20 protein-coding genes are annotated in these 17,279 nt (G+C 59.2%); 12 read left to right on the top strand and 8 right to left on the bottom strand.

Features of this window, described 5'->3' with window-relative positions; all coding sequences use genetic code 11:
* Positions 1-50: 50 nt before the first annotated feature.
* Positions 51-1,295, bottom strand: a complete 1,245-nt coding sequence (gene tyrS, locus ACR0B7_RS01170) for a tyrosine--tRNA ligase (protein WP_170481478.1) — start codon at positions 1,293-1,295, stop codon at positions 51-53.
* Between the two features lie 183 nt (positions 1,296-1,478).
* Between tyrS and ACR0B7_RS01165 the strand changes: the two genes are divergently transcribed.
* Entirely contained in the window at positions 1,479-2,603 is a 1,125-nt protein-coding gene (locus ACR0B7_RS01165) for an anhydro-N-acetylmuramic acid kinase (protein ID WP_170481481.1), read from the top strand.
* On the opposite strand, the gene ACR0B7_RS01160 is transcribed toward ACR0B7_RS01165, so the two are convergent.
* Positions 2,569-3,459 (bottom strand): fatty acid desaturase, encoded by an 891-nt coding sequence (locus ACR0B7_RS01160; RefSeq protein ID WP_170481484.1) that lies wholly within the window; start codon positions 3,457-3,459, stop codon positions 2,569-2,571. The two genes, ACR0B7_RS01165 and ACR0B7_RS01160, sit on opposite strands and share 35 nt — an antisense overlap.
* 3 nt (positions 3,460-3,462) lie before the next feature.
* A complete protein-coding gene (locus ACR0B7_RS01155) occupies positions 3,463-3,882 on the bottom strand; it encodes a cupin domain-containing protein (RefSeq protein WP_170481487.1) in 420 nt (139 codons plus the stop codon).
* An 84-nt stretch (positions 3,883-3,966) separates the two neighbouring features.
* Here ACR0B7_RS01155 and ACR0B7_RS01150 point away from each other — a divergent pair, with 84 nt between their 5' ends.
* Positions 3,967-5,385 (top strand): protein adenylyltransferase SelO, encoded by a 1,419-nt coding sequence (locus ACR0B7_RS01150; protein WP_170482056.1) that lies wholly within the window; start codon positions 3,967-3,969, stop codon positions 5,383-5,385.
* A gap of 10 nt (positions 5,386-5,395) precedes the next feature.
* On the opposite strand, the gene ACR0B7_RS01145 is transcribed toward ACR0B7_RS01150, so the two are convergent.
* A complete protein-coding gene (locus ACR0B7_RS01145; protein WP_170481490.1) occupies positions 5,396-6,490 on the bottom strand; it encodes a DMT family transporter in 1,095 nt (364 codons plus the stop codon).
* Here ACR0B7_RS01145 and ACR0B7_RS01140 point away from each other — a divergent pair.
* The 6 genes from ACR0B7_RS01140 (at position 6,479) to ACR0B7_RS01115 (ending at position 10,989) form a co-directional block, all read left to right on the top strand.
* Positions 6,479-7,183, top strand: coding sequence for an endonuclease/exonuclease/phosphatase family protein (locus ACR0B7_RS01140; RefSeq protein ID WP_170382882.1), 705 nt, complete (start codon positions 6,479-6,481; stop codon positions 7,181-7,183). The two genes, ACR0B7_RS01145 and ACR0B7_RS01140, sit on opposite strands and share 12 nt — an antisense overlap.
* Before the next feature lie 73 nt (positions 7,184-7,256).
* Positions 7,257-7,670: a Fur family transcriptional regulator gene (locus tag ACR0B7_RS01135; protein ID WP_170413633.1), complete on the top strand. Its 414-nt coding sequence runs from the start codon at positions 7,257-7,259 to the stop codon at positions 7,668-7,670.
* A gap of 137 nt (positions 7,671-7,807) precedes the next feature.
* Positions 7,808-8,689, top strand: coding sequence for a DMT family transporter (locus tag ACR0B7_RS01130; RefSeq protein WP_170481493.1), 882 nt, complete (start codon positions 7,808-7,810; stop codon positions 8,687-8,689).
* A 124-nt stretch (positions 8,690-8,813) separates the two neighbouring features.
* Positions 8,814-10,091: a phosphopyruvate hydratase gene (gene eno, locus ACR0B7_RS01125; RefSeq protein WP_170576619.1), complete on the top strand. Its 1,278-nt coding sequence runs from the start codon at positions 8,814-8,816 to the stop codon at positions 10,089-10,091.
* 41 nt (positions 10,092-10,132) lie between these two features.
* Complete coding sequence (locus ACR0B7_RS01120; protein ID WP_170481499.1) at positions 10,133-10,645, top strand: GNAT family N-acetyltransferase; 513 nt, start codon at positions 10,133-10,135, stop codon at positions 10,643-10,645.
* A 176-nt stretch (positions 10,646-10,821) separates the two neighbouring features.
* The gene (locus tag ACR0B7_RS01115; RefSeq protein ID WP_170382892.1) at positions 10,822-10,989 is read left to right on the top strand and encodes a hypothetical protein; all 168 of its coding nucleotides are present in this window, start codon (positions 10,822-10,824) and stop codon (positions 10,987-10,989) included.
* A gap of 47 nt (positions 10,990-11,036) precedes the next feature.
* On the opposite strand, the gene ACR0B7_RS01110 is transcribed toward ACR0B7_RS01115, so the two are convergent.
* From ACR0B7_RS01110 to mazG, 3 genes are all read right to left on the bottom strand, one after another.
* Entirely contained in the window at positions 11,037-11,486 is a 450-nt protein-coding gene (locus ACR0B7_RS01110; RefSeq protein ID WP_170481502.1) for a GNAT family N-acetyltransferase, read from the bottom strand.
* On the bottom strand, positions 11,483-12,424 hold the full coding sequence (locus ACR0B7_RS01105; RefSeq protein ID WP_170481507.1) for a nucleoside hydrolase: 942 nt from the start codon (positions 12,422-12,424) through the stop codon (positions 11,483-11,485). The genes ACR0B7_RS01110 and ACR0B7_RS01105 overlap by 4 nt, the downstream gene beginning before the upstream one ends.
* Positions 12,425-12,487: 63 nt before the next feature.
* Entirely contained in the window at positions 12,488-13,345 is an 858-nt protein-coding gene (mazG, locus tag ACR0B7_RS01100) for a nucleoside triphosphate pyrophosphohydrolase (RefSeq protein WP_170482059.1), read from the bottom strand.
* Between the two features lie 66 nt (positions 13,346-13,411).
* Between mazG and ACR0B7_RS01095 the strand changes: the two genes are divergently transcribed.
* The 4 genes from ACR0B7_RS01095 (at position 13,412) to ACR0B7_RS01080 (ending at position 17,036) form a co-directional block, all read left to right on the top strand.
* Entirely contained in the window at positions 13,412-14,575 is a 1,164-nt protein-coding gene (locus ACR0B7_RS01095) for a M20 aminoacylase family protein (protein WP_170576618.1), read from the top strand.
* A 12-nt stretch (positions 14,576-14,587) separates the two neighbouring features.
* The gene (gene speB / locus ACR0B7_RS01090; protein ID WP_170481513.1) at positions 14,588-15,553 is read left to right on the top strand and encodes an agmatinase; all 966 of its coding nucleotides are present in this window, start codon (positions 14,588-14,590) and stop codon (positions 15,551-15,553) included.
* A 62-nt stretch (positions 15,554-15,615) separates the two neighbouring features.
* On the top strand, positions 15,616-16,563 hold the full coding sequence (gene speB / locus ACR0B7_RS01085) for an agmatinase (RefSeq protein ID WP_170481516.1): 948 nt from the start codon (positions 15,616-15,618) through the stop codon (positions 16,561-16,563).
* A 65-nt stretch (positions 16,564-16,628) separates the two neighbouring features.
* Entirely contained in the window at positions 16,629-17,036 is a 408-nt protein-coding gene (locus ACR0B7_RS01080) for a DUF1499 domain-containing protein (RefSeq protein WP_170481520.1), read from the top strand.
* On the opposite strand, the gene ACR0B7_RS01075 is transcribed toward ACR0B7_RS01080, so the two are convergent.
* Positions 16,977-17,264, bottom strand: a complete 288-nt coding sequence (locus ACR0B7_RS01075) for a hypothetical protein (RefSeq protein WP_170481524.1) — start codon at positions 17,262-17,264, stop codon at positions 16,977-16,979. The genes ACR0B7_RS01080 and ACR0B7_RS01075 overlap by 60 nt on opposite strands.
* Positions 17,265-17,279: the final 15 nt, after the last annotated feature.

Raw genomic sequence — 17,279 nt, 5'->3', positions numbered from 1 at the left:
AAAAAACTACGGCCACCCAAGGGGGTGGCCGTCTTTTTTAGTCTATCAGCTCAGCCCAGTTGAACCAGCGCGTGCCGCTTTTTACCTGCGCTCAGCTTGATCGGTGAGGAGAGCGCGCCCGCGTCGATCATCAACCCCGCGTCGGTTAGCGGAGCATCGTCGAGCTTGGCACCATTCTCGGCGATCAGGCGCTTGGCCTCTTTGCCGGACTTGGCCAGACCGGATTTCACGATCAACTGAACGATCGAGGCTGGCAATTCATCCGCACCGACGGTCAGGGTCGGAAGGTCGTCGCCCACGCCACCTTTCTCGAACACTTCGCGCGCGGTGGCCTCCGCTGTGGCTGCGGCCTCAGCCCCATGCAGCAGGGTGGTGACCTCGTTGGCGAGACGGATTTTGGCCTCGTTGATCTCGGACCCTTGCAGCGCGGCCAAGCGGTCGCATTCGTCCACGGGAAGCTCCGTGAAGATCTTCAAGAAGCGGCCTACGTCGGCGTCGGTGGTGTTGCGCCAGAACTGCCAGAACTCATAGGCGCTCAGCATATCTCCGTTCAGCCATACGGCCCCGCCCTGAGACTTGCCCATCTTGCGGCCGTCGCTGGTGGTCAGCAGCGGTGTCGTCAGGCCGTAGATTTCCTGATCCAGCACGCGGCGCGTCAGGTCGATCCCGTTGACGATATTGCCCCACTGGTCACTGCCACCCATCTGTAGAACGCAGCCATAGCGACGGTTCAGTTCAAGGAAGTCATAGGCTTGCAGGATCATGTAGTTGAATTCGAGGAACGACAGCGATTGTTCGCGGTCCAGACGCGATTTCACCGATTCAAAGCTCAGCATCCGGTTGACCGAGAAATGCCGTCCGATATCGCGCAGAAAATCGAGATAGTTCAAGCTGTCCAGCCATTCGGCGTTGTTCAGCATCATCGCGCCGGTGTCGCTGTCGTCATAAGACAGGTACTTGGCAAAGACCTTCTGCATCCCGGCGATATTGGCGTCGATCTGTTCCGGGCCAAGCAAGGGGCGCTCATCGGACCGGAACGAGGGGTCGCCCACCTTGGTGGTGCCGCCGCCCATCAGGGTAATCGGTTTGTGTCCAGTCTTTTGCAGCCAACGCAGGACCATGATGTTCATCAGGTGACCGACATGCAGCGACTGCGCCGTGGCGTCATACCCGATATAGGCTGTTTGCACCCCACTGATCAGCGCGTCGTCAAGGCCCTGATAATCGGTGCAGTCGGCGAGAAAGCCGCGCTCGATCATCGTGGCGATGAAATCCGATTTGGGGTGGTAGGTCATATCCGTGCCCTTTGGGTTTGTGTTGCGGGGCAGTGTATAGGCGGTGGGGGTGGCAAGGAAAAGGCACCTTTTGCAGGAAAAGCGCGTGGTGCGTCTGATGTGGCTTGCGTTGTGTTCGCGTTACCGTGCAGGTTGTGGCCAACGCGCTGATGCAACGGGCGCGAAGGACGCAAGAGGTAAGGCATGAGCCGGGTAATTGGCAAATCGGACACGGTCACAGCACTGGGCGCGATGTCGGGCACGTCTCTGGATGGTGTGGATGCCGCCGTGGTCGAAACGGACGGGGTAGGCATTCTGGGGTTCGGACCCAGCGGCTATCGCGCCTATTCCGAGGAAGAACGCGCCACCCTCAGGGCCGCGCTGGGTCATTGGCACGGTCCAGAAGTCGATGCTGCGGCTGAACTGGTCACGATTGCTCATGCCGAAGCGCTGTCTGAGTTCGACGAGATCGACCTGATCGGCTTTCACGGCCAGACGCTTGCACATGAACCAAGTGGGCGGGGCACGTTGCAGGTGGGCGACGGCGACGGTCTGACTCAGGCGTTGGGTGTCCCCGTCGTGTGGGATTTCCGCAGTGACGACGTGGCAATGGGGGGTGAGGGCGCACCGTTGGCGCCATTCTTTCACTTTGCCTGTGCCAAATGGATCGGGGCAACGGAGCCGGTGTGTTTTCTGAACCTCGGCGGGGTGGGGAACCTGACTTACGTAGACCCTGGTTTTGACGGCCCCGAGGCACCGGGCGCGCTGCTGGCCTTTGATACCGGCCCGGCCAATGCGCCTGTTGATGACCTGATGCAGGCGCGGCTGGGTCTGCCGATGGATCGCGACGGAGCAGTTGCACGCGGTGGGACGGTCGAGACGGGCGCGCTGGAACTGTTTCTGGCCGAGCCGTTTTTTAACAAGATGCCACCCAAATCTTTGGACCGAAATGATTTTTCGGAAATGATCGGGCTGGTGAAAGAGCTATCGGACGCTGACGCCGTAGCGACTCTGACAGCGATGTGCGCAACGGGCGTCGTGCAGGGGATGGAGCATTGCCCCAAACGGCCCACGCGCGTGCTTGTCACCGGGGGTGGCCGCCACAATCCTGTACTGATGGAGATGCTGCGCGTCTCGCTGGATTGCCCGGTAGAGCCGGTCGAGGCCGTGGGTCTGGACGGAGACATGCTGGAAGCGCAGGCGTTTGCCTATCTTGCCGTGCGTGTGGCCAAGGGCTTGCCGACCTCTTGCCCGGGAACGACCGGGGTCAAGGCTTTGGTCGGCGGTGGGGTAATCAGCGCTCCAGCGCGTGCACGTAGTCTGCCGTAAACTCAGCATACCCATCCGAGGTGGTTTGAAGATGGGCTTTCGTCCAGCCGTGCAGGGATGGCAATTGGTGGAAAGGCACGTTTGGAAACGCATGATGTTCCGCGTGAAAGGGCATGTTCCACGCTAGAAACCGGACTACGCGGTTGGTGAAGGTGGTGCGCGAGTTCTCAAGCATATTGGCGACCGGCGGGCAGAGGCCGTGTTCTGCCAACAGGTAAAGGCGCAGGAACGGCTGGCCAATTAGGACCGGAAACAGCCAGAGCCAGAACAGAACCGGTGTGAAAACCAAGCTGATGCCAACAAGCGTATAGAGGCCAAGCAAAATACGCGCCTCAATCCGCATGGCGCGGTGCTGTCGCCGGGGCAGGTAGGGCGCATCGATCTTTCCGATCGCATTGTGAAAGAGAACCAGCGCCATGCCTTTCCAATACGGCCAGCCGCTGAGGTAGATTGCCAGATCGCGCCAGCGTTCCGGTCTGGGTTTGCCGTCCAGTTCCGGGTCTTTGTCCGGGTCATTGGTCCATTTGTGATGGGCCAGATGAAAATACCGAAACCACGTGAAGGGCAGGGCAATAGGCACCGAAACAAGATGACCAACCACGTCATTCAGCCAGCCGGTGCGAAAGGGCGTCTTATGGGTGCACTCGTGGCTGAGCGTGAACAAAAACACCAGCAGCAGACCTTGAGGCAGCAGCAGAAGCGGCCACAGTGGAACCTGAAAGGCAATGCCTGAACTGGTAGCCAGAAGCAGCAGGGCATAGAGGGAAAGGTGCCGCAAGCCTGCGATGTCGGAACGTTCTTGCAGGCGGTCTTTCTCCTCCGGCGGAATCGAGGCTATGAGCGCGCGGTGGTCCATTCTTTAACCGCGAGGAATGTCAAAGCCGGGGTCGGCCAGTTCAAAACCGTCAAACTCAAACCCCGGAGACACGGTGCAACTGACCAAGGTGTAGTCCCTGGTGGTACGGGCGGCTTGCCAATGGCCTTTAGGCACAATCAGTTGGGGCGCGCCTTGGGCAAGGTCCGGGGTCAGCGTATGATCCACCGCTGGTCCGGTGCCTGTGTCGCTGATGGATAGGACAAGCGGCGCACCGGAGTGGAACAGCCAGATCTCGGTCGCGTCGACGCGGTGCCAGTGGCTGCGCTCACCCTCTGCCAACAGGAAATAGATGCAGGTGCCCGTCGCGCGGCCTTTGTTATCCGCGCGCCAGGTTTCGCGAAACCAGCCGCCTTCGGGGTGCTGTTGCAGTTTCAGGTGGTCGATGATGTCTTGTGCGGTCATGGGCGCCTCGTGGTTGGGGGTGATTATGCACGGGTTTGCGTGATCCGCTATGGTATTCGGCCGGATCAGGAATATGTTTGCCGCATGACCCTGATGATCCCCTTCGACAACACCTATGCCCAGCTTCCCAACAGCTTTTACGCGCGGCAGGCTCCGATCCCCGTGCGTGCACCGCAACTGATTGCGTTCAACGAAGACCTTGCGCGTGTTCTGCGCGTCACTCCGGGTGATGTGCATGAAATGGCCGAGGCGTTTGCCGGAAACACACTGCCCGAAGGGTCCGAGCCGATCGCGCAGCTTTACTCCGGGCACCAGTTCGGGAACTACAACCCGCAACTTGGTGACGGTCGCGCCGTGCTGTTGGGTGAGACCGTCGGGATCGACGGGGTGCGCCGGGACATACAGCTCAAAGGGTCGGGGCCAACGCCGTTTTCCCGTCAGGGCGACGGGCGGGCTTGGTTGGGTCCGGTTTTGCGGGAATACGTTGTATCCGAGGCGATGCATGCGCTGGGCATTCCAACGACACGGGCGTTGGCTGCGGTTGAAACCGGAGAAGTCGTTCTGCGCGAAGGGCCGATGCCCGGCGCCGTGCTTACAAGGGTTGCACAAAGCCATCTGCGCGTGGGGACGTTTCAGGTCTTTGCGTCGCGTGGCCAGTTTGACAGCCTGCGCCAACTGACGGACTACGCCATTCAGCGGCACTACCCTCAGGCCAAGGGGCCGATGGGTCTGTTGCGCGCCGTGGTCCAAAAACAGTCCGAGCTGATCGCCGCTTGGATGAGCGTGGGCTTCATTCACGGCGTTATGAACACCGACAACAGCTCGATCGCGGGCGAGACCATAGACTACGGACCCTGCGCCTATATGGACACCTACCACCCGAACACGGTCTACAGCTCGATCGACCGCATGGGCCGCTACGCCTATTCCAATCAGCCAGAGATTGCCGTTTGGAATGCCGCGCAGCTTGCAACCGCCCTGATCCAGCAGATCGAGGACAAGCAGGCCGCGGTGGAAGAAGCGACCGAGATTGTTCACGCCATGCCTGATCTGCTGCAAGAGAATTGGCAGGCGCGCTTTCGGTCCAAGCTGGGGTTGTCGACCTCGGAAGAGGGGGATGAGGGACTGATTACCGATCTATTGGTGCGTATGGCGCAATGTCAGGCCGACTTCACCAACACGTTCCGCGCGCTGGGCAGCGATACAGCCCGCGATCAATTTACGGACCCGGACGCTTTTGACACTTGGGCCGAGGGCTGGAAGGCACGGTTGCAGAGGGAAGAAGACCCATTCCCGGTCATGGCCGCGGCGAACCCCGCCTTCATTCCGCGCAACCATCGGGTCGAGCAAATGATCCAGGCGGCTGTGCAGGGTGACTATGGCCCGTTCCACCGCCTGAACCGGGTTCTGGCGCAGCCATTTAAGGATCAACCCGATGAGGCCGACCTCAAACGCCCGCCGACGCAGGGCGAAGTGGTGCATGCGACGTTCTGCGGGACGTAAGCGTTCGCGGTTATTTTCGCACGATTTCCAAGACTGCCGCGCTGACGATCAGGATAGCTCCCAACAGTTCGCGCAAGCCAAAGGGTTCGCCCGAAAATGCGGCGGCCGAGGCGATTCCGACGACGACCTCGCTCATCAACAGGATGCCGACCCGCGCGGGGGACAGCTTGGTCGCGGGCCAGATCGTCATATAGACCATGGGCAGCGTGTATAGGGCGGACAGAAGGACAAGCTGAAGGACCCAAAGATGGTCGCCTTGAGCGAGCGCGGGCAGAACCGGGCCGCGGATGAGGGCGAGGCTGAAGAATGACAGGATCAGCGCACCCAACACAAAGGCAAACACCTGCCCGGAAACGGAAATACTGCTGGCCCGATACAGCCCAAGGGTTCCCAGCGCCCAGCAGATGCCCGACGCCAGCGCCAGCCAGTCTCCTGCGTTTTGGGGCCATGGCACAAAGCCGTCGCCGCCCAACACGACGAACAGCCCTCCGATCCCGCAGACCAGCCCGGCAAACCGGCCCCAGCTCAGCCGCTCGCCCAGGACAAACAGACCGAGCATCGTGCCCCAGATTGGCGTCAGATAGAACAGCAGGATCGAGCGGACGACGTCCGTATAGACAAGGCTGAGAGAATACAGGCTGAACGCTGCCCCGGTGAACATCCCGCTGAGGGCCAGATCGCGCCATTGCGAGGCCAGCGCCAGACGCTCTCGCCAAACCAGCGGGATCAGAACAATCAGGGCGGCGCTGTACATTGCGATACCCGGCCACGGGCCCGTCAAGCCAAGGTCATAGAAGAACCGGACCGGAATCCAATACAGACCCCACATCATTCCGCCGATGACAAGGATGATGCTAGCGCGGGTGGTATTGTCCGTTTGAACTGGGTTGGAAACCATGAAATTCCTCGGAAGTCGGCAACCGAAACCTGCCTGCCGTCGGGATAGAATGAACATTGGTTGCGGATCAAGTGGAACATGCGAGGCGTGGCGTAGCGGGCCTTTGGTCGCGGAAATCTTGGGCTTTCGTGCGCCGAGGGGTTGCACCTGACAACCATCGTGGCACTCTTGGTCGAAATGTTTGATCAGGTCCAAATGCAAACTCATTCAACCCTGCGCATTGCGAGCTACAATATCCAGAAATGCGTGGGGCTTGATTTTCGCCGTCAGCCGCAGCGCATCCTGCAGGTTATCGAAAGCATGGAAGCCGACATCGTGGTGTTGCAGGAGGCCGACAAACGCCTTCCTCCACGACCGGCCGCCCTGCCGCATTTCATGCTGGATGAAGCTGGCTGGAAGATCGTCGATCTGGGCGGTGCGGGCAGTCTGGGTTGGCACGGCAATGCTGTCATCTGGCGCGGTGACGCGATTCAAGAGCGTGAAAAAGGTCATCATGATCTGCCGGGGCTAGAGCCGCGGGGCGCGGTGCGGGTTGAGTTTGACACCCACATCGGGCCATTGCGGGTCATGGGGATGCATCTTGGCCTGCTGCCTGCGTCCAGACGTCAACAGATCACTCACCTACGGCGGTTCGACGACGATCTCGACCAGATGCCGACTGTCTGGGCGGGCGATTTCAACGAATGGTCGCGCCAGCCGGTGTTGGATCATCTGGCCCCCGACATGCGGTTCCTACCGCCAGTTCCCAGTTTTCCCGCCGCGCAGCCTTTGGGCGCGTTGGACAGGATCGCGCTGGGCAACGGGTTGGAGGCGACACTTCATGGCGTACATGATGCGCGGCCCGCTCACATCGCTTCGGATCACTTGCCGATCTGGGCCGATCTGCGGCGTGTGGCTTAGAAAGAAATTCCCCTGTGGCGCCAGCCGCGCAGACGTATTAAGACAGAGAACCGAATAAGTCCCGAGGGTCATCATGTCCGATACGATCATCGCCCGCTGCGAAGCCAAAGGTCTGCGCATGACGGGTCAGCGCCGCACCATTGCGCATGTGTTGCAGCAGAGCGAAGATCACCCGGATGTCGAAGAACTGTACGCACGCGCGTCCGAAGTCGACTCGGGTATCTCGATTGCAACCGTTTATCGTACCGTAAAGCTGTTTGAGGAAGCGGGAATCCTTGAACGTCTGGAATTCGGCGACGGTCGCGCGCGTTACGAGGACGCCGAGCGGGATCACCATGACCACCTCATCGACATGCAATCGGGCAAAGTCATCGAATTCGTAGACCCCGAGATCGAAGCGCTGCAGGAAAAAATCGCAGCCAAGCTGGGGTATAAGCTGAAAGGGCACCGGCTGGAACTGTACGGAGTTCCGCTGGAGCAGGACTGACTCATCACGAAATGCGAACGATGGGCGCACGGGATTTCATGAATCCCGTGCTGATATTGCTTGCCTGAAGATGCCGCTTGGGCTTTTGGTGAAGTCAAAGGCGGCTATTTGCGCCGCGGCTTCCTACGGAAAAAGCAATGAACAACGTGAACGGCATTTTGCTGATCATCGGCGCGATGGCAGCGTTTGCGCTTGAGGACATGTTCATCAAGCATCTCTCGGTCACAGTGCCGACGGGCCAGATCATGGTTTTTCTGGGGGTATGCTGCGGATTGGCTTTTGCGGCGATGGCTGTGGTTACACGCAAACGGATTCTAGACGCGACGGCTTGGGGTCCGTTGCCCCTGATCCGCGCCGCCAGCGAAGGCTTTGGGGCCGTGGCTTTCGTAACTGCGCTGTCATTGGTCGATTTGTCCACCGTCGCTGCCGTCTTTCAGGCCATGCCGTTGGTCGTCACCATGGGGGCGGCGCTTTTCTTGCGCGAACATGTCGGTTGGCGACGCTGGAGCGCGATTGCTGTTGGGTTTGTCGGGGTGATGATGATCATTCGGCCTGGTTTTGCCGGGTTCCAGCCAGAAACCCTGTTTGTTGTGGCCAGCGTCGTGGCGATTGCAGCGCGCGATCTGATCACCCGCAAGCTGGACGCGCGCATCGCGTCGGCGGTGGTGGCGCTGCAGGCATACGTGGCGGTAACTTTGGCGGGGCTGGCTCTGATTGTTCTGAATGCACAGCCGCTTGTGCCCCTTGAAAGGGCAGAGATAGGCCCGTTCATAGGCGCGGTGGGGTTCGGTGTTCTGGGCTACTACGGTATTGTCACGGCAATGCGGATCGGTGATGCCTCGGCGTTGACCCCGTTTCGCTATACACGCCTGATCTTTTCGATCGCCGCCGGCATGTTCATGTTCGGAGAGCGGCCAGACATGATGACCATGGCGGGGGCTACGCTCATCATCGGCTCGGGGCTTTATACGTTCCTGCGTGAGAGGAAGTTGGCGCAAGAATTGGTGGCGGCGACCTGACGGATCGTCGCACGTTGGCGCAAACACCGGTGCTGACGTGTGTTAGCGATAACATGACCGGTTTACTTTTGACCCTGTGATGCTATGAGGCATGCAACCTAATGCAGCCACAGGGATCGGCCTCATGAGCACAATCATCGACATCCACGCACGCGAAATTCTGGACAGCCGGGGCAACCCGACCGTTGAGGTGGACGTGATTTTGGAAGACGGCACGATGGGCCGCGCGGCGGTGCCGTCGGGTGCCTCGACCGGAGCCTACGAAGCCGTTGAAAAGCGGGATGGTGACAAGGCGCGGTACATGGGGAAAGGCGTGCTCGAGGCTGTCGCCGCAGTCAATGGTGAGGTCGCCGAAGAACTGGTTGGCTATGACGCAACCGAACAAGTCGCCATTGACCAGGCGATGATCGAACTGGACGGGACCGACAACAAGGGCCGTCTGGGGGCAAATGCCATTCTGGGCGTTTCGCTGGCCACCGCAAAGGCTGCGGCCGATTTCACGACCCAGCCACTGTATCGCTATGTTGGCGGTACCTCGGCTCGCGTTCTGCCCGTGCCGATGATGAACATCATTAATGGCGGCGAACACGCCGACAACCCGATCGACATTCAGGAATTCATGATCATGCCGACTTCGGCCGCGAATATCCGCGAGGCGGTGCGCATGGGGTCCGAGGTGTTCCACACGCTGAAACGCGAACTGTCCGCAGCGGGTCTGGCCACCGGCGTCGGCGATGAGGGTGGTTTTGCACCCAACATCGCCTCCACACGCGAAGCGCTGGACTTCATCCTGCAGTCCATTGAAAAGGCAGGATATAAACCGGGTCAAGAAATCCACCTTGCCTTGGATTGCGCCGCTACCGAGTACTACAAGGACGGCAAATACGTTCTGTCGGGCGAGAAGATCTCGCTGAACTCCGAGGAAAACGCCGAGTATCTGGCGGCGCTGGTTAAAGACTACCCGATCATCTCGATCGAAGACGGCATGTCCGAGGATGACTGGGACGGCTGGAAAGCCCTGACCGATGCCATCGGCGACAAGGTGCAGCTGGTGGGCGACGACCTGTTCGTGACCAACCCCGCGCGTCTGGCCGAAGGTATCGAGCGTGGCTGCGCGAACTCGATGCTGGTCAAGGTGAACCAGATCGGCTCGCTGACCGAGACCCTGCGCGCCGTCGATATGGCGCACCGCGCGCGCTATACCAACGTCATGTCCCACCGCTCGGGCGAGACCGAGGACTCGACCATTGCGGATCTGGCCGTGGCGACCAACTGCGGTCAGATCAAGACCGGTTCGCTGGCGCGGTCCGACCGGTTGGCCAAGTATAACCAACTAATCCGCATCGAAGAGTCGCTGGGCGAAGTCGCAGAATACGCCGGGGCTTCGATCCTGAAGCGCTGAATGCTAGGCTGGTCCTCGTATCATTTGCCGAGGATCAGGTTTTGCTTTCGATCATAGAACCCAAGACGCCGGACCACTTTGATGCGGTCCGGCGTTTGTGTTGGGAATACCGCGAATTCCTGCTGACGCTGGACGAAAAATCTCAGCGCATTGTGCGGACGTTCTATCCGCGTGAGAAATACGCCCGTTTGATGGACGCCATCGAGGTCGAGCACGCATCACCCACAGGGGGCGTTCGGTTGGCGTTGAGGGATGGTGGCGCGGTCGGGTGCGGAATGTATCATACGATTGAACCCGGTGTGGCTGAAATCAAGCGAGTCTTCGTGAATGAGAATGCGCGGGGCACCGGCGCAGGGTATGCGATCATGAACGATCTGATCGAAACCTGCCGTCAGCAAGGGTTCCATTTCATTCGGATGGACACGGGAAAACCGCTGGAGGCTGCAACACGCCTTTACCTGTCGATGGGGTTTCAGTTGCGCGACGCCTATTCGGAAATGCCCGAGATCACAGACGGCCATCTGCTGTTTTTTGAGATGAACCTGCGAGACTAGCCCAGCGCCAGACAAAAACTGCGAAGTTTTTTCGAGCTCTTTCTTGTTGTTATTGAATGATAAATTTACAAACTCGGGGCAAAAGCAAACATAAATCTTCTTATGTGTGAACTTTTCCCTATTTGGGGCAGGGTTTAGTCTCGTATCATCATGATATTACAGAAAAGGAGAATACCATGACTGGTTCCAAGTTCCTTCTCGTAGCATCAGTGATCAGCACTGTTTTCCTTGCGGCCTGTGCAGGGCCCGGCACGTACCCGATCAGCGGCGACGCCGTCAGCCCGGGTGATCCAGTTCAGGAAATGCAGTCGCCCACTTACATTTACCGTGGTGAAGCGCGTTAAGGAAAACCTGTCGGGTCACGGGCGGGGTGCCCGTGATCGCCTTCAAGTCAGAGCTTTTTGCTCATCAGCATATATCGATCGCGCGGTTTGAACCCGGTGCGCAGATACAGTTTCTGAGCTGACTCGTTTGTGCGGTCGACCTCTAGATGCAGGGCGGTAAGACCGGCTCCGGCCAGAGCTTTTGGCAAGTCCAGCAGGACTTCGGATGCAATTCCACGGCCGCGAACGGCGGGGCGAATGTAAATCTCGTCCACAAAGCCATCCATGCCGCCAAATTCGACGGACCAGCCGAATGTCAGGATGATATATCCCAGCGGTGCCCGTCCGGGTCCGATCAGGTAGACACATCCGTGGGGGATGCCCTCTAACAGCGGGGCCAGGGCGTTGCGGGTCTGATCCGCATTCTGAGCGATACCTTCCTCTGTGTGGAAAGCAGCGACCAGGCCCATCAAGCGGTCCATATCTTCGGGGCGGGCAAGCCGTAGTGCCGCGCTCATAGTCGGGCCAGCCGTTCAGTCAGCAGAGCAAAGAACCCGTCGGCGTCCAGATCACCTATGAATGTCGCGTTGGGCTTTCGATCGGTGACGTGCCACCAGTCGGCGACCGTCATACCCATTGTGAGTTCTGATTGGGTCTCAATCTCGACATTTACAAAGCGGCCCGAGAACAACTCGGGTTTGATTAGGTAGGCGGTGACACACGGATCGTGCAGCGGGGCACCTTCCGAGCCGTACTTGTTCTTGTCGAAGCGCTCGAAGAAATCCGTCATCTCGGCGACGGCGATGCCGACCTTGGTTCCCAGAGCGCGGAAGGCATCGTTGCGGGGTTTCGTGACCAGCGCCTTGTGCGTGACATCCAGCGGCATAACCACAATCGGACGGCCTGATTTAAATACGATATCAGCCGCTTCTGGGTCGACGTGAATGTTGAATTCCGCTGTGGGTGTGATGTTGCCAACCTCGAAATACGCGCCGCCCATCAACACGATTTCCTGCACCCGATCCACAATATCAGGCGCTTTGGTGAAGGCGGTCGCGATATTTGTCAGTGGCCCCAACGGGCACAGCGTGACCGTGCCGGGTTCATGCGCACGCAGGGTGTCTATAATGAAATCGACCGCGTGGCCTTCGGTCAGCTGCATCTGAGGATCAGGCAGGTCCGGGCCATCCAGACCGGTTTTTCCGTGCACATGCTCTGCCGTGACCAACGCTCGTTTCAGCGGGCGGTCGCACCCGGCGTAAACCGGCACCTCGGTATGTCCGGCAAGTTCGCAGACGATGCGGGCGTTCTTGGAAGTCAGGTCCAGCGGCACGTTCCCGGCGACGGCTGTGATGCCCAAAACCTCGATCTCATCGGGGCTGGCAAGTGCCAGCAGGATGGCGACGGCGTCGTCCTGACCGGGGTCAGTGTCGATGATGATTTTACGAGGGGGCATGGGTGTCTCCGGGGGTCGTGAAGGTCGGACACTCGCAAGTGTCCCGGGGCTTGTCCAGCCGTTTTAGGTATCCGCCACCGCATCCACCGGCGGGAGTTTGCCATTGGCGCGATGTTCCTCGGTTTTCACCTCGTCCCACAGGGCGTCCATTTCGGCCAGATCGCTTTGCGCCGGCGTTTTGCCACGTGCCGCAAGGCGGGCCTCGACCTGCTCGAACCGGCGGGTAAACTTGGCGTTGGTGCGGCGCAGGGCAGCCTCGGGTTCAATCCCAAGATGGCGACCCAGATTGACGATCACGAACAGCAAATCGCCGAACTCATCCTCTAACGCGTCGGCGTCCATGCTGTCGCGCGCTTCCTCCAACTCAGCAGCTTCCTCGGTGATCTTGGCCAGCACGTGGCTGGCATCGGGCCAGTCAAACCCCACACGGGCCGCGCGTTTTTGCAGTTTATGCGCGCGCAACAGGGCGGGTAGGTTTGCGGCCACACCGTCCAGCGCACCTTTCTGCTCCTTGCCAGCGCGCTCCGCCGCCTTGATGGTTTCCCAATCCAGCGTCTGCTGCTCGGCCGATTTGTCGCGAGATTCCTCGCCGAATACGTGGGGGTGACGTGCAACCATCTTGTCCGACATGGTGCGCACCACGTCCTGAAAGGTGAAGTGCCCGGCTTCCTCGGCCATTTGCGCGTGAAAGACGGATTGGAACAGCAGGTCGCCCAGCTCTCCTTTTAGCTCGTCATATGCCTCACGCTCGATGGCGTCGGCGACCTCATAGGCTTCTTCGATGGTATAGGGGGCGATGGTGGCGAAATCCTGTTCGATATCCCACGGGCAGCCGGTTTGCGGGTCACGCAGACGGCGCATGATTTCCAGCAGGCGTTCGATCCCTGCGTCGGTATCGTGGATCAGAGGATTTTCGGCCATTGCGAACCCTTTCGTTCCGGTGTCAGATGCATCCATTCCGCAGTCAGGATCAGGAGTCCACCCCAGATGCCCGTCGTCAACCGAATTGCCGATTACACCGCCGACATGACCGCCTGGCGGCAGCACCTGCATTCTATCCCCGAGTTGGAGTTTGAATGTCATGAAACCGCAGCTTTTGTCGCTGACAGGCTGCGCGAATTTGGTGTGGATGAGCTGCATGAAGGAATTGCCAAAACCGGGATTGTCGCGATCATCAACGGGCAGGGCGAGGGGCCGACAATCGGCCTGCGCGCTGACATGGATGCCTTGCCGATCCCCGAGGAGACTGGGGTCGAGTATGCCTCGACCAAGCCGGGCAATATGCATGCCTGTGGCCATGACGGGCATACGACGATGCTGTTGGGGGCCGCGCGGTATCTGGCTGAGACGCGTAATTTCCGTGGCCGCGTGGCGCTGATCTTTCAACCCGCCGAGGAGGAAGGCGGCGGCGCTGGCGTCATGGTCGAAGAAGGGCTTATGGATCGGTTCGATATCTCCGAGGTCTATGCGCTGCATAACGCACCCGGGATTCCTGTGGGAGATTTTCATACAACTCCGGGTCCAATCATGGCAGCGGTGGACACATTCCACGTTTATGTTCAGGGTGTTGGCGGCCACGGGGCTATGCCGCACGAGACCCGCGATCCGGTGATGGCCGCGTGCGGTATTGCGCAGGCGATCCAAACCATTGTCAGTCGCAACCACTATGCGCTGGACGACCTGGTGGTTTCGGTCACGCAGATCCACACCGGCACGGTCAATAACGTGATCCCGGATACGGCCTATATCAACGGCACTGTTCGGACGTTTGATCCATTGGTTCAGAAAATGGTGATGGAACGGATGGAGCAGATCGTACAAGGGCAGGCAGCCTCTTACGGGGTCCAGGCCCGTCTAGACTACGAAGTGAATTACCCAGCCACGATTAACGACGCTGAAAAGGCTGGTTTCGCTGCTGGCGTGGCTCGCGAAATCTCAGGCGCTGACCGCGTGACCTCCAACTCCGGGCGCGAAATGGGGGCTGAGGATTTTTCGTATATGTTGAATGCGCGTCCGGGGGCATACCTGTTTCTGGGGCAGGGCAACAGCGCCGGGCTGCATCACCCGAAATACAATTTCAACGACGAGATCGCGCCGATTGGGGCATCCTTCTTCGCGCGGGTCGTCGAAAAGGCGCAGCCACTGGGCTGATGGGGGGAATAAATGGCACTGGAAGATGCAAAGAACCAGGTAGACGAAGCGTTCACCAACCCTGACCTCAAGGGGTTGTCATACGAAAATACGTTCGGCGGGGCGACGTCCTTCTTGCGTAGGCTTTATACCAAAGACCTGAAAGGCGTTGATATCGCCGTGACGGGCGTGCCCTTTGATCAGGCGGTGACCAACCGCCCCGGAACACGGCTGGGCCCGCGTGCAATCCGCGAGGCCAGTGCTCTGCAGTCTCCGGATGCGCCCTATGGCTGGCCTTTTGACGCGCTGAGTGAGCTGGCGATCGTGGATTATGGCGACATGGCCTACGACTACGCCAATATCCCGGCGTTTCCGGATACTCTGACCGACCATATCAGGACGATTCTGGCGGCGGATGTGGCCTCGGTGACACTGGGCGGGGATCACTATATCAGCTTTCCGATCCTAAAAGCCTATGCCGAGAAATACGGGCCCATGTCCCTGCTGCAATTTGATGCGCATACGGACACGTGGGCTGATGATGACATGTCCCGCGTGGATCACGGCACGATGTTCTACAAGGCGGTGAAGTCGGGCATCGTCGATCCCAAGCGATCGGTGCAGGTTGGCATCCGCACCACAAACGAGGACACGCTGGGCGTCAACATCATCGACGCGCGCGAGGTTTATGAATCCGGCCCCGCTGCCGTCGCGCAGAAGATCAAGGGTATTCTGGGCGACAGCCCCGTCTACCTGAGCTTTGATATCGACGGTCTGGATCCTGCTTTTGCGCCGGGCACCGGTACACCTGTCTGGGGTGGGCTGACTTCTATTCAAGCGCAGATCATCCTGCGCGACATCGCCGGGATCAACATCAAGGGCGGCGACGTAGTCGAGGTATCTCCGCCGTTTGACACGTCCGGCGCAACGGCGATCGCAGGCGCGCATGTGGCGACGCAGATTATTTGCCTGTTGGGTTGGAACAAGCTGAGGGCTTAACCATTGGTTAGCCATACCGCCGGTATCAAAAAGCAAACCGGTCCGACGGGAGATACAAACGGATGACAGATTTCAATCAACCGATCAGCGGCAACGACCTGGCGCGATTTTCGGGGCCGAATACTTTCATGCGATTGCCGCAGGCTGAATCTCTGGCTGCGCTGGACGTGGCCGTTTTGGGAATTCCGATGGATATCGGAACCTCATGGCGGTCTGGCACGCGGTTCGGACCCAAACAAATTCGGTCCGAAAGCGCGATGATCCGTCCCTACAACATGGCCACCTATGCGGCGCCTTTCGACAGTCTGCAGATCGCGGATATAGGCGATCTGGCGATCAATACCTTTTCGCTGTCAGAAAGCCTGAAAATCATCAAGGAGAGCTATGACGCCATCCTCGCCCAGCAGGTGATTCCCGTTGCGATGGGGGGCGATCACTCGATCACTTTGCCGATCCTGCGGGCGATTGCGAACAGGCATGGACCCGTGGCCTTGGTCCATGTGGATGCGCATGCGGATGTGAATGATGAGATGTTTGGTGAGAAAGAGACCCACGGAACGGTATTCCGACGCGCCTTTGAAGAAGGCTTGATCGTTCCTGACAAGACCTTCCAGATCGGTATCCGGGGCTCTGGCTACGCGGCGTCGGACTTCACCGAGGCCAAGGGCTGGGGCTTTCGCCAGTTCCCGGCCTGGGAGCTTTGGCAGCAGAACCTGACAGTTATCGGATCGCAAATTCGCAAGGACATAGGTGAGCATCCGGTTTACATCACATACGACATCGACAGCCTCGATCCATCTTTCGCCCCTGGAACGGGAACGCCGGAAATTGCCGGGCTGACCACTCCGCAGGCGCTGCAATTGATTCAGGCGTTGAGGGGGCTGAACGTGGTGGGCTGCGATCTGGTTGAGGTTTCCCCGCCCTATGATCCTTCAGGCAACACGGCGCTTACAGCGGCCAACCTGTTGTTCGAGCTGCTGTGTATCCTGCCCGGTGTTACGTCACGGTAAGATGCGGTGCTGCGCCTTGTCCGGTCCTGCAAACAGAATATGGTTTCCCTGAGGACAGGATCGGGATGAAAATTATGTTTATATGGCTATTGGTTGCGCTGGTTGTTCTGCTGGGTGCCTACATACGATTGGCGCCGTCTGATCCCACGCGATGGCACGTTCCTCCGGTCGGTGACGTAAACCGAGATATGAAGGGCGGCGTTTTCCGTATCGTCGAAACCGGCCCCGATGGGCTGGCTCATTTGAACCAAGTCGCGCTCAGTTCCTCGCGGACCTCTGTCCTCGCCGGATCGGTGGATGAAGGGATGATCACATACGTCACCCGTACCAAGGTCGTCGGTTTTCCCGACTACACCACTGTGCAGCAGGATGGGGATACGCTGCGTATTTACGGACGTCTAAGGTTTGGGCGATCAGATTTCGGGGTAAACCGTAACCGAGTTGATGGGTGGTTGGCCGCTCTCAAGTCCTGAGGACAGGCAACCTTCCTGCACTTCGCGCCACATCGGGACGTTCAAAGACATCTGGCACTGAGCCATGAACATGCGGCCATCAACCTGCAGGCAGATCATCTCGCCCAGTTCGATGCGTGTGCCGGATGTGTCGGTGCAATAGCAGTCACGAACCTTACCGTCCGGACCGACATAATCGGCCATGGCGGGGGTGGAAAACAGCGTCAGAGCAAGCGTAAACCATCTCATGCGCCGCAGCTTAGC

It is taken from the genome of Ruegeria sp. BB6, from assembly GCF_056539385.1.
Note: the sequence above shows the minus strand (reverse complement) of the source record. Positions and strands in the feature narration are given on the sequence as shown.

Excerpts from the sequence above, each read along its gene's own strand:
- tyrS (WP_170481478.1), bottom strand. The coding sequence starts at position 1,295 with ATGACCTACCACCCCAAATCGGATTTCATCGCCACGATGATCGAGCGC.
- ACR0B7_RS01165 (WP_170481481.1), top strand. The coding sequence starts at position 1,479 with ATGAGCCGGGTAATTGGCAAATCGGACACGGTCACAGCACTGGGCGCG.
- ACR0B7_RS01160 (WP_170481484.1), bottom strand. The coding sequence starts at position 3,459 with ATGGACCACCGCGCGCTCATAGCCTCGATTCCGCCGGAGGAGAAAGAC.
- ACR0B7_RS01155 (WP_170481487.1), bottom strand. The coding sequence starts at position 3,882 with ATGACCGCACAAGACATCATCGACCACCTGAAACTGCAACAGCACCCC.
- ACR0B7_RS01150 (WP_170482056.1), top strand. The coding sequence starts at position 3,967 with ATGACCCTGATGATCCCCTTCGACAACACCTATGCCCAGCTTCCCAAC.
- ACR0B7_RS01140 (WP_170382882.1), top strand. The coding sequence starts at position 6,479 with ATGCAAACTCATTCAACCCTGCGCATTGCGAGCTACAATATCCAGAAA.
- ACR0B7_RS01145 (WP_170481490.1), bottom strand. The coding sequence starts at position 6,490 with ATGAGTTTGCATTTGGACCTGATCAAACATTTCGACCAAGAGTGCCAC.
- ACR0B7_RS01135 (WP_170413633.1), top strand. The coding sequence starts at position 7,257 with ATGTCCGATACGATCATCGCCCGCTGCGAAGCCAAAGGTCTGCGCATG.
- ACR0B7_RS01130 (WP_170481493.1), top strand. The coding sequence starts at position 7,808 with ATGAACAACGTGAACGGCATTTTGCTGATCATCGGCGCGATGGCAGCG.
- eno (WP_170576619.1), top strand. The coding sequence starts at position 8,814 with ATGAGCACAATCATCGACATCCACGCACGCGAAATTCTGGACAGCCGG.
- ACR0B7_RS01115 (WP_170382892.1), top strand. The coding sequence starts at position 10,822 with ATGACTGGTTCCAAGTTCCTTCTCGTAGCATCAGTGATCAGCACTGTT.
- ACR0B7_RS01110 (WP_170481502.1), bottom strand. The coding sequence starts at position 11,486 with ATGAGCGCGGCACTACGGCTTGCCCGCCCCGAAGATATGGACCGCTTG.
- ACR0B7_RS01105 (WP_170481507.1), bottom strand. The coding sequence starts at position 12,424 with ATGCCCCCTCGTAAAATCATCATCGACACTGACCCCGGTCAGGACGAC.
- mazG (WP_170482059.1), bottom strand. The coding sequence starts at position 13,345 with ATGGCCGAAAATCCTCTGATCCACGATACCGACGCAGGGATCGAACGC.
- ACR0B7_RS01095 (WP_170576618.1), top strand. The coding sequence starts at position 13,412 with ATGCCCGTCGTCAACCGAATTGCCGATTACACCGCCGACATGACCGCC.
- speB (WP_170481513.1), top strand. The coding sequence starts at position 14,588 with ATGGCACTGGAAGATGCAAAGAACCAGGTAGACGAAGCGTTCACCAAC.
- speB (WP_170481516.1), top strand. The coding sequence starts at position 15,616 with ATGACAGATTTCAATCAACCGATCAGCGGCAACGACCTGGCGCGATTT.
- ACR0B7_RS01080 (WP_170481520.1), top strand. The coding sequence starts at position 16,629 with ATGAAAATTATGTTTATATGGCTATTGGTTGCGCTGGTTGTTCTGCTG.
- ACR0B7_RS01075 (WP_170481524.1), bottom strand. The coding sequence starts at position 17,264 with ATGAGATGGTTTACGCTTGCTCTGACGCTGTTTTCCACCCCCGCCATG.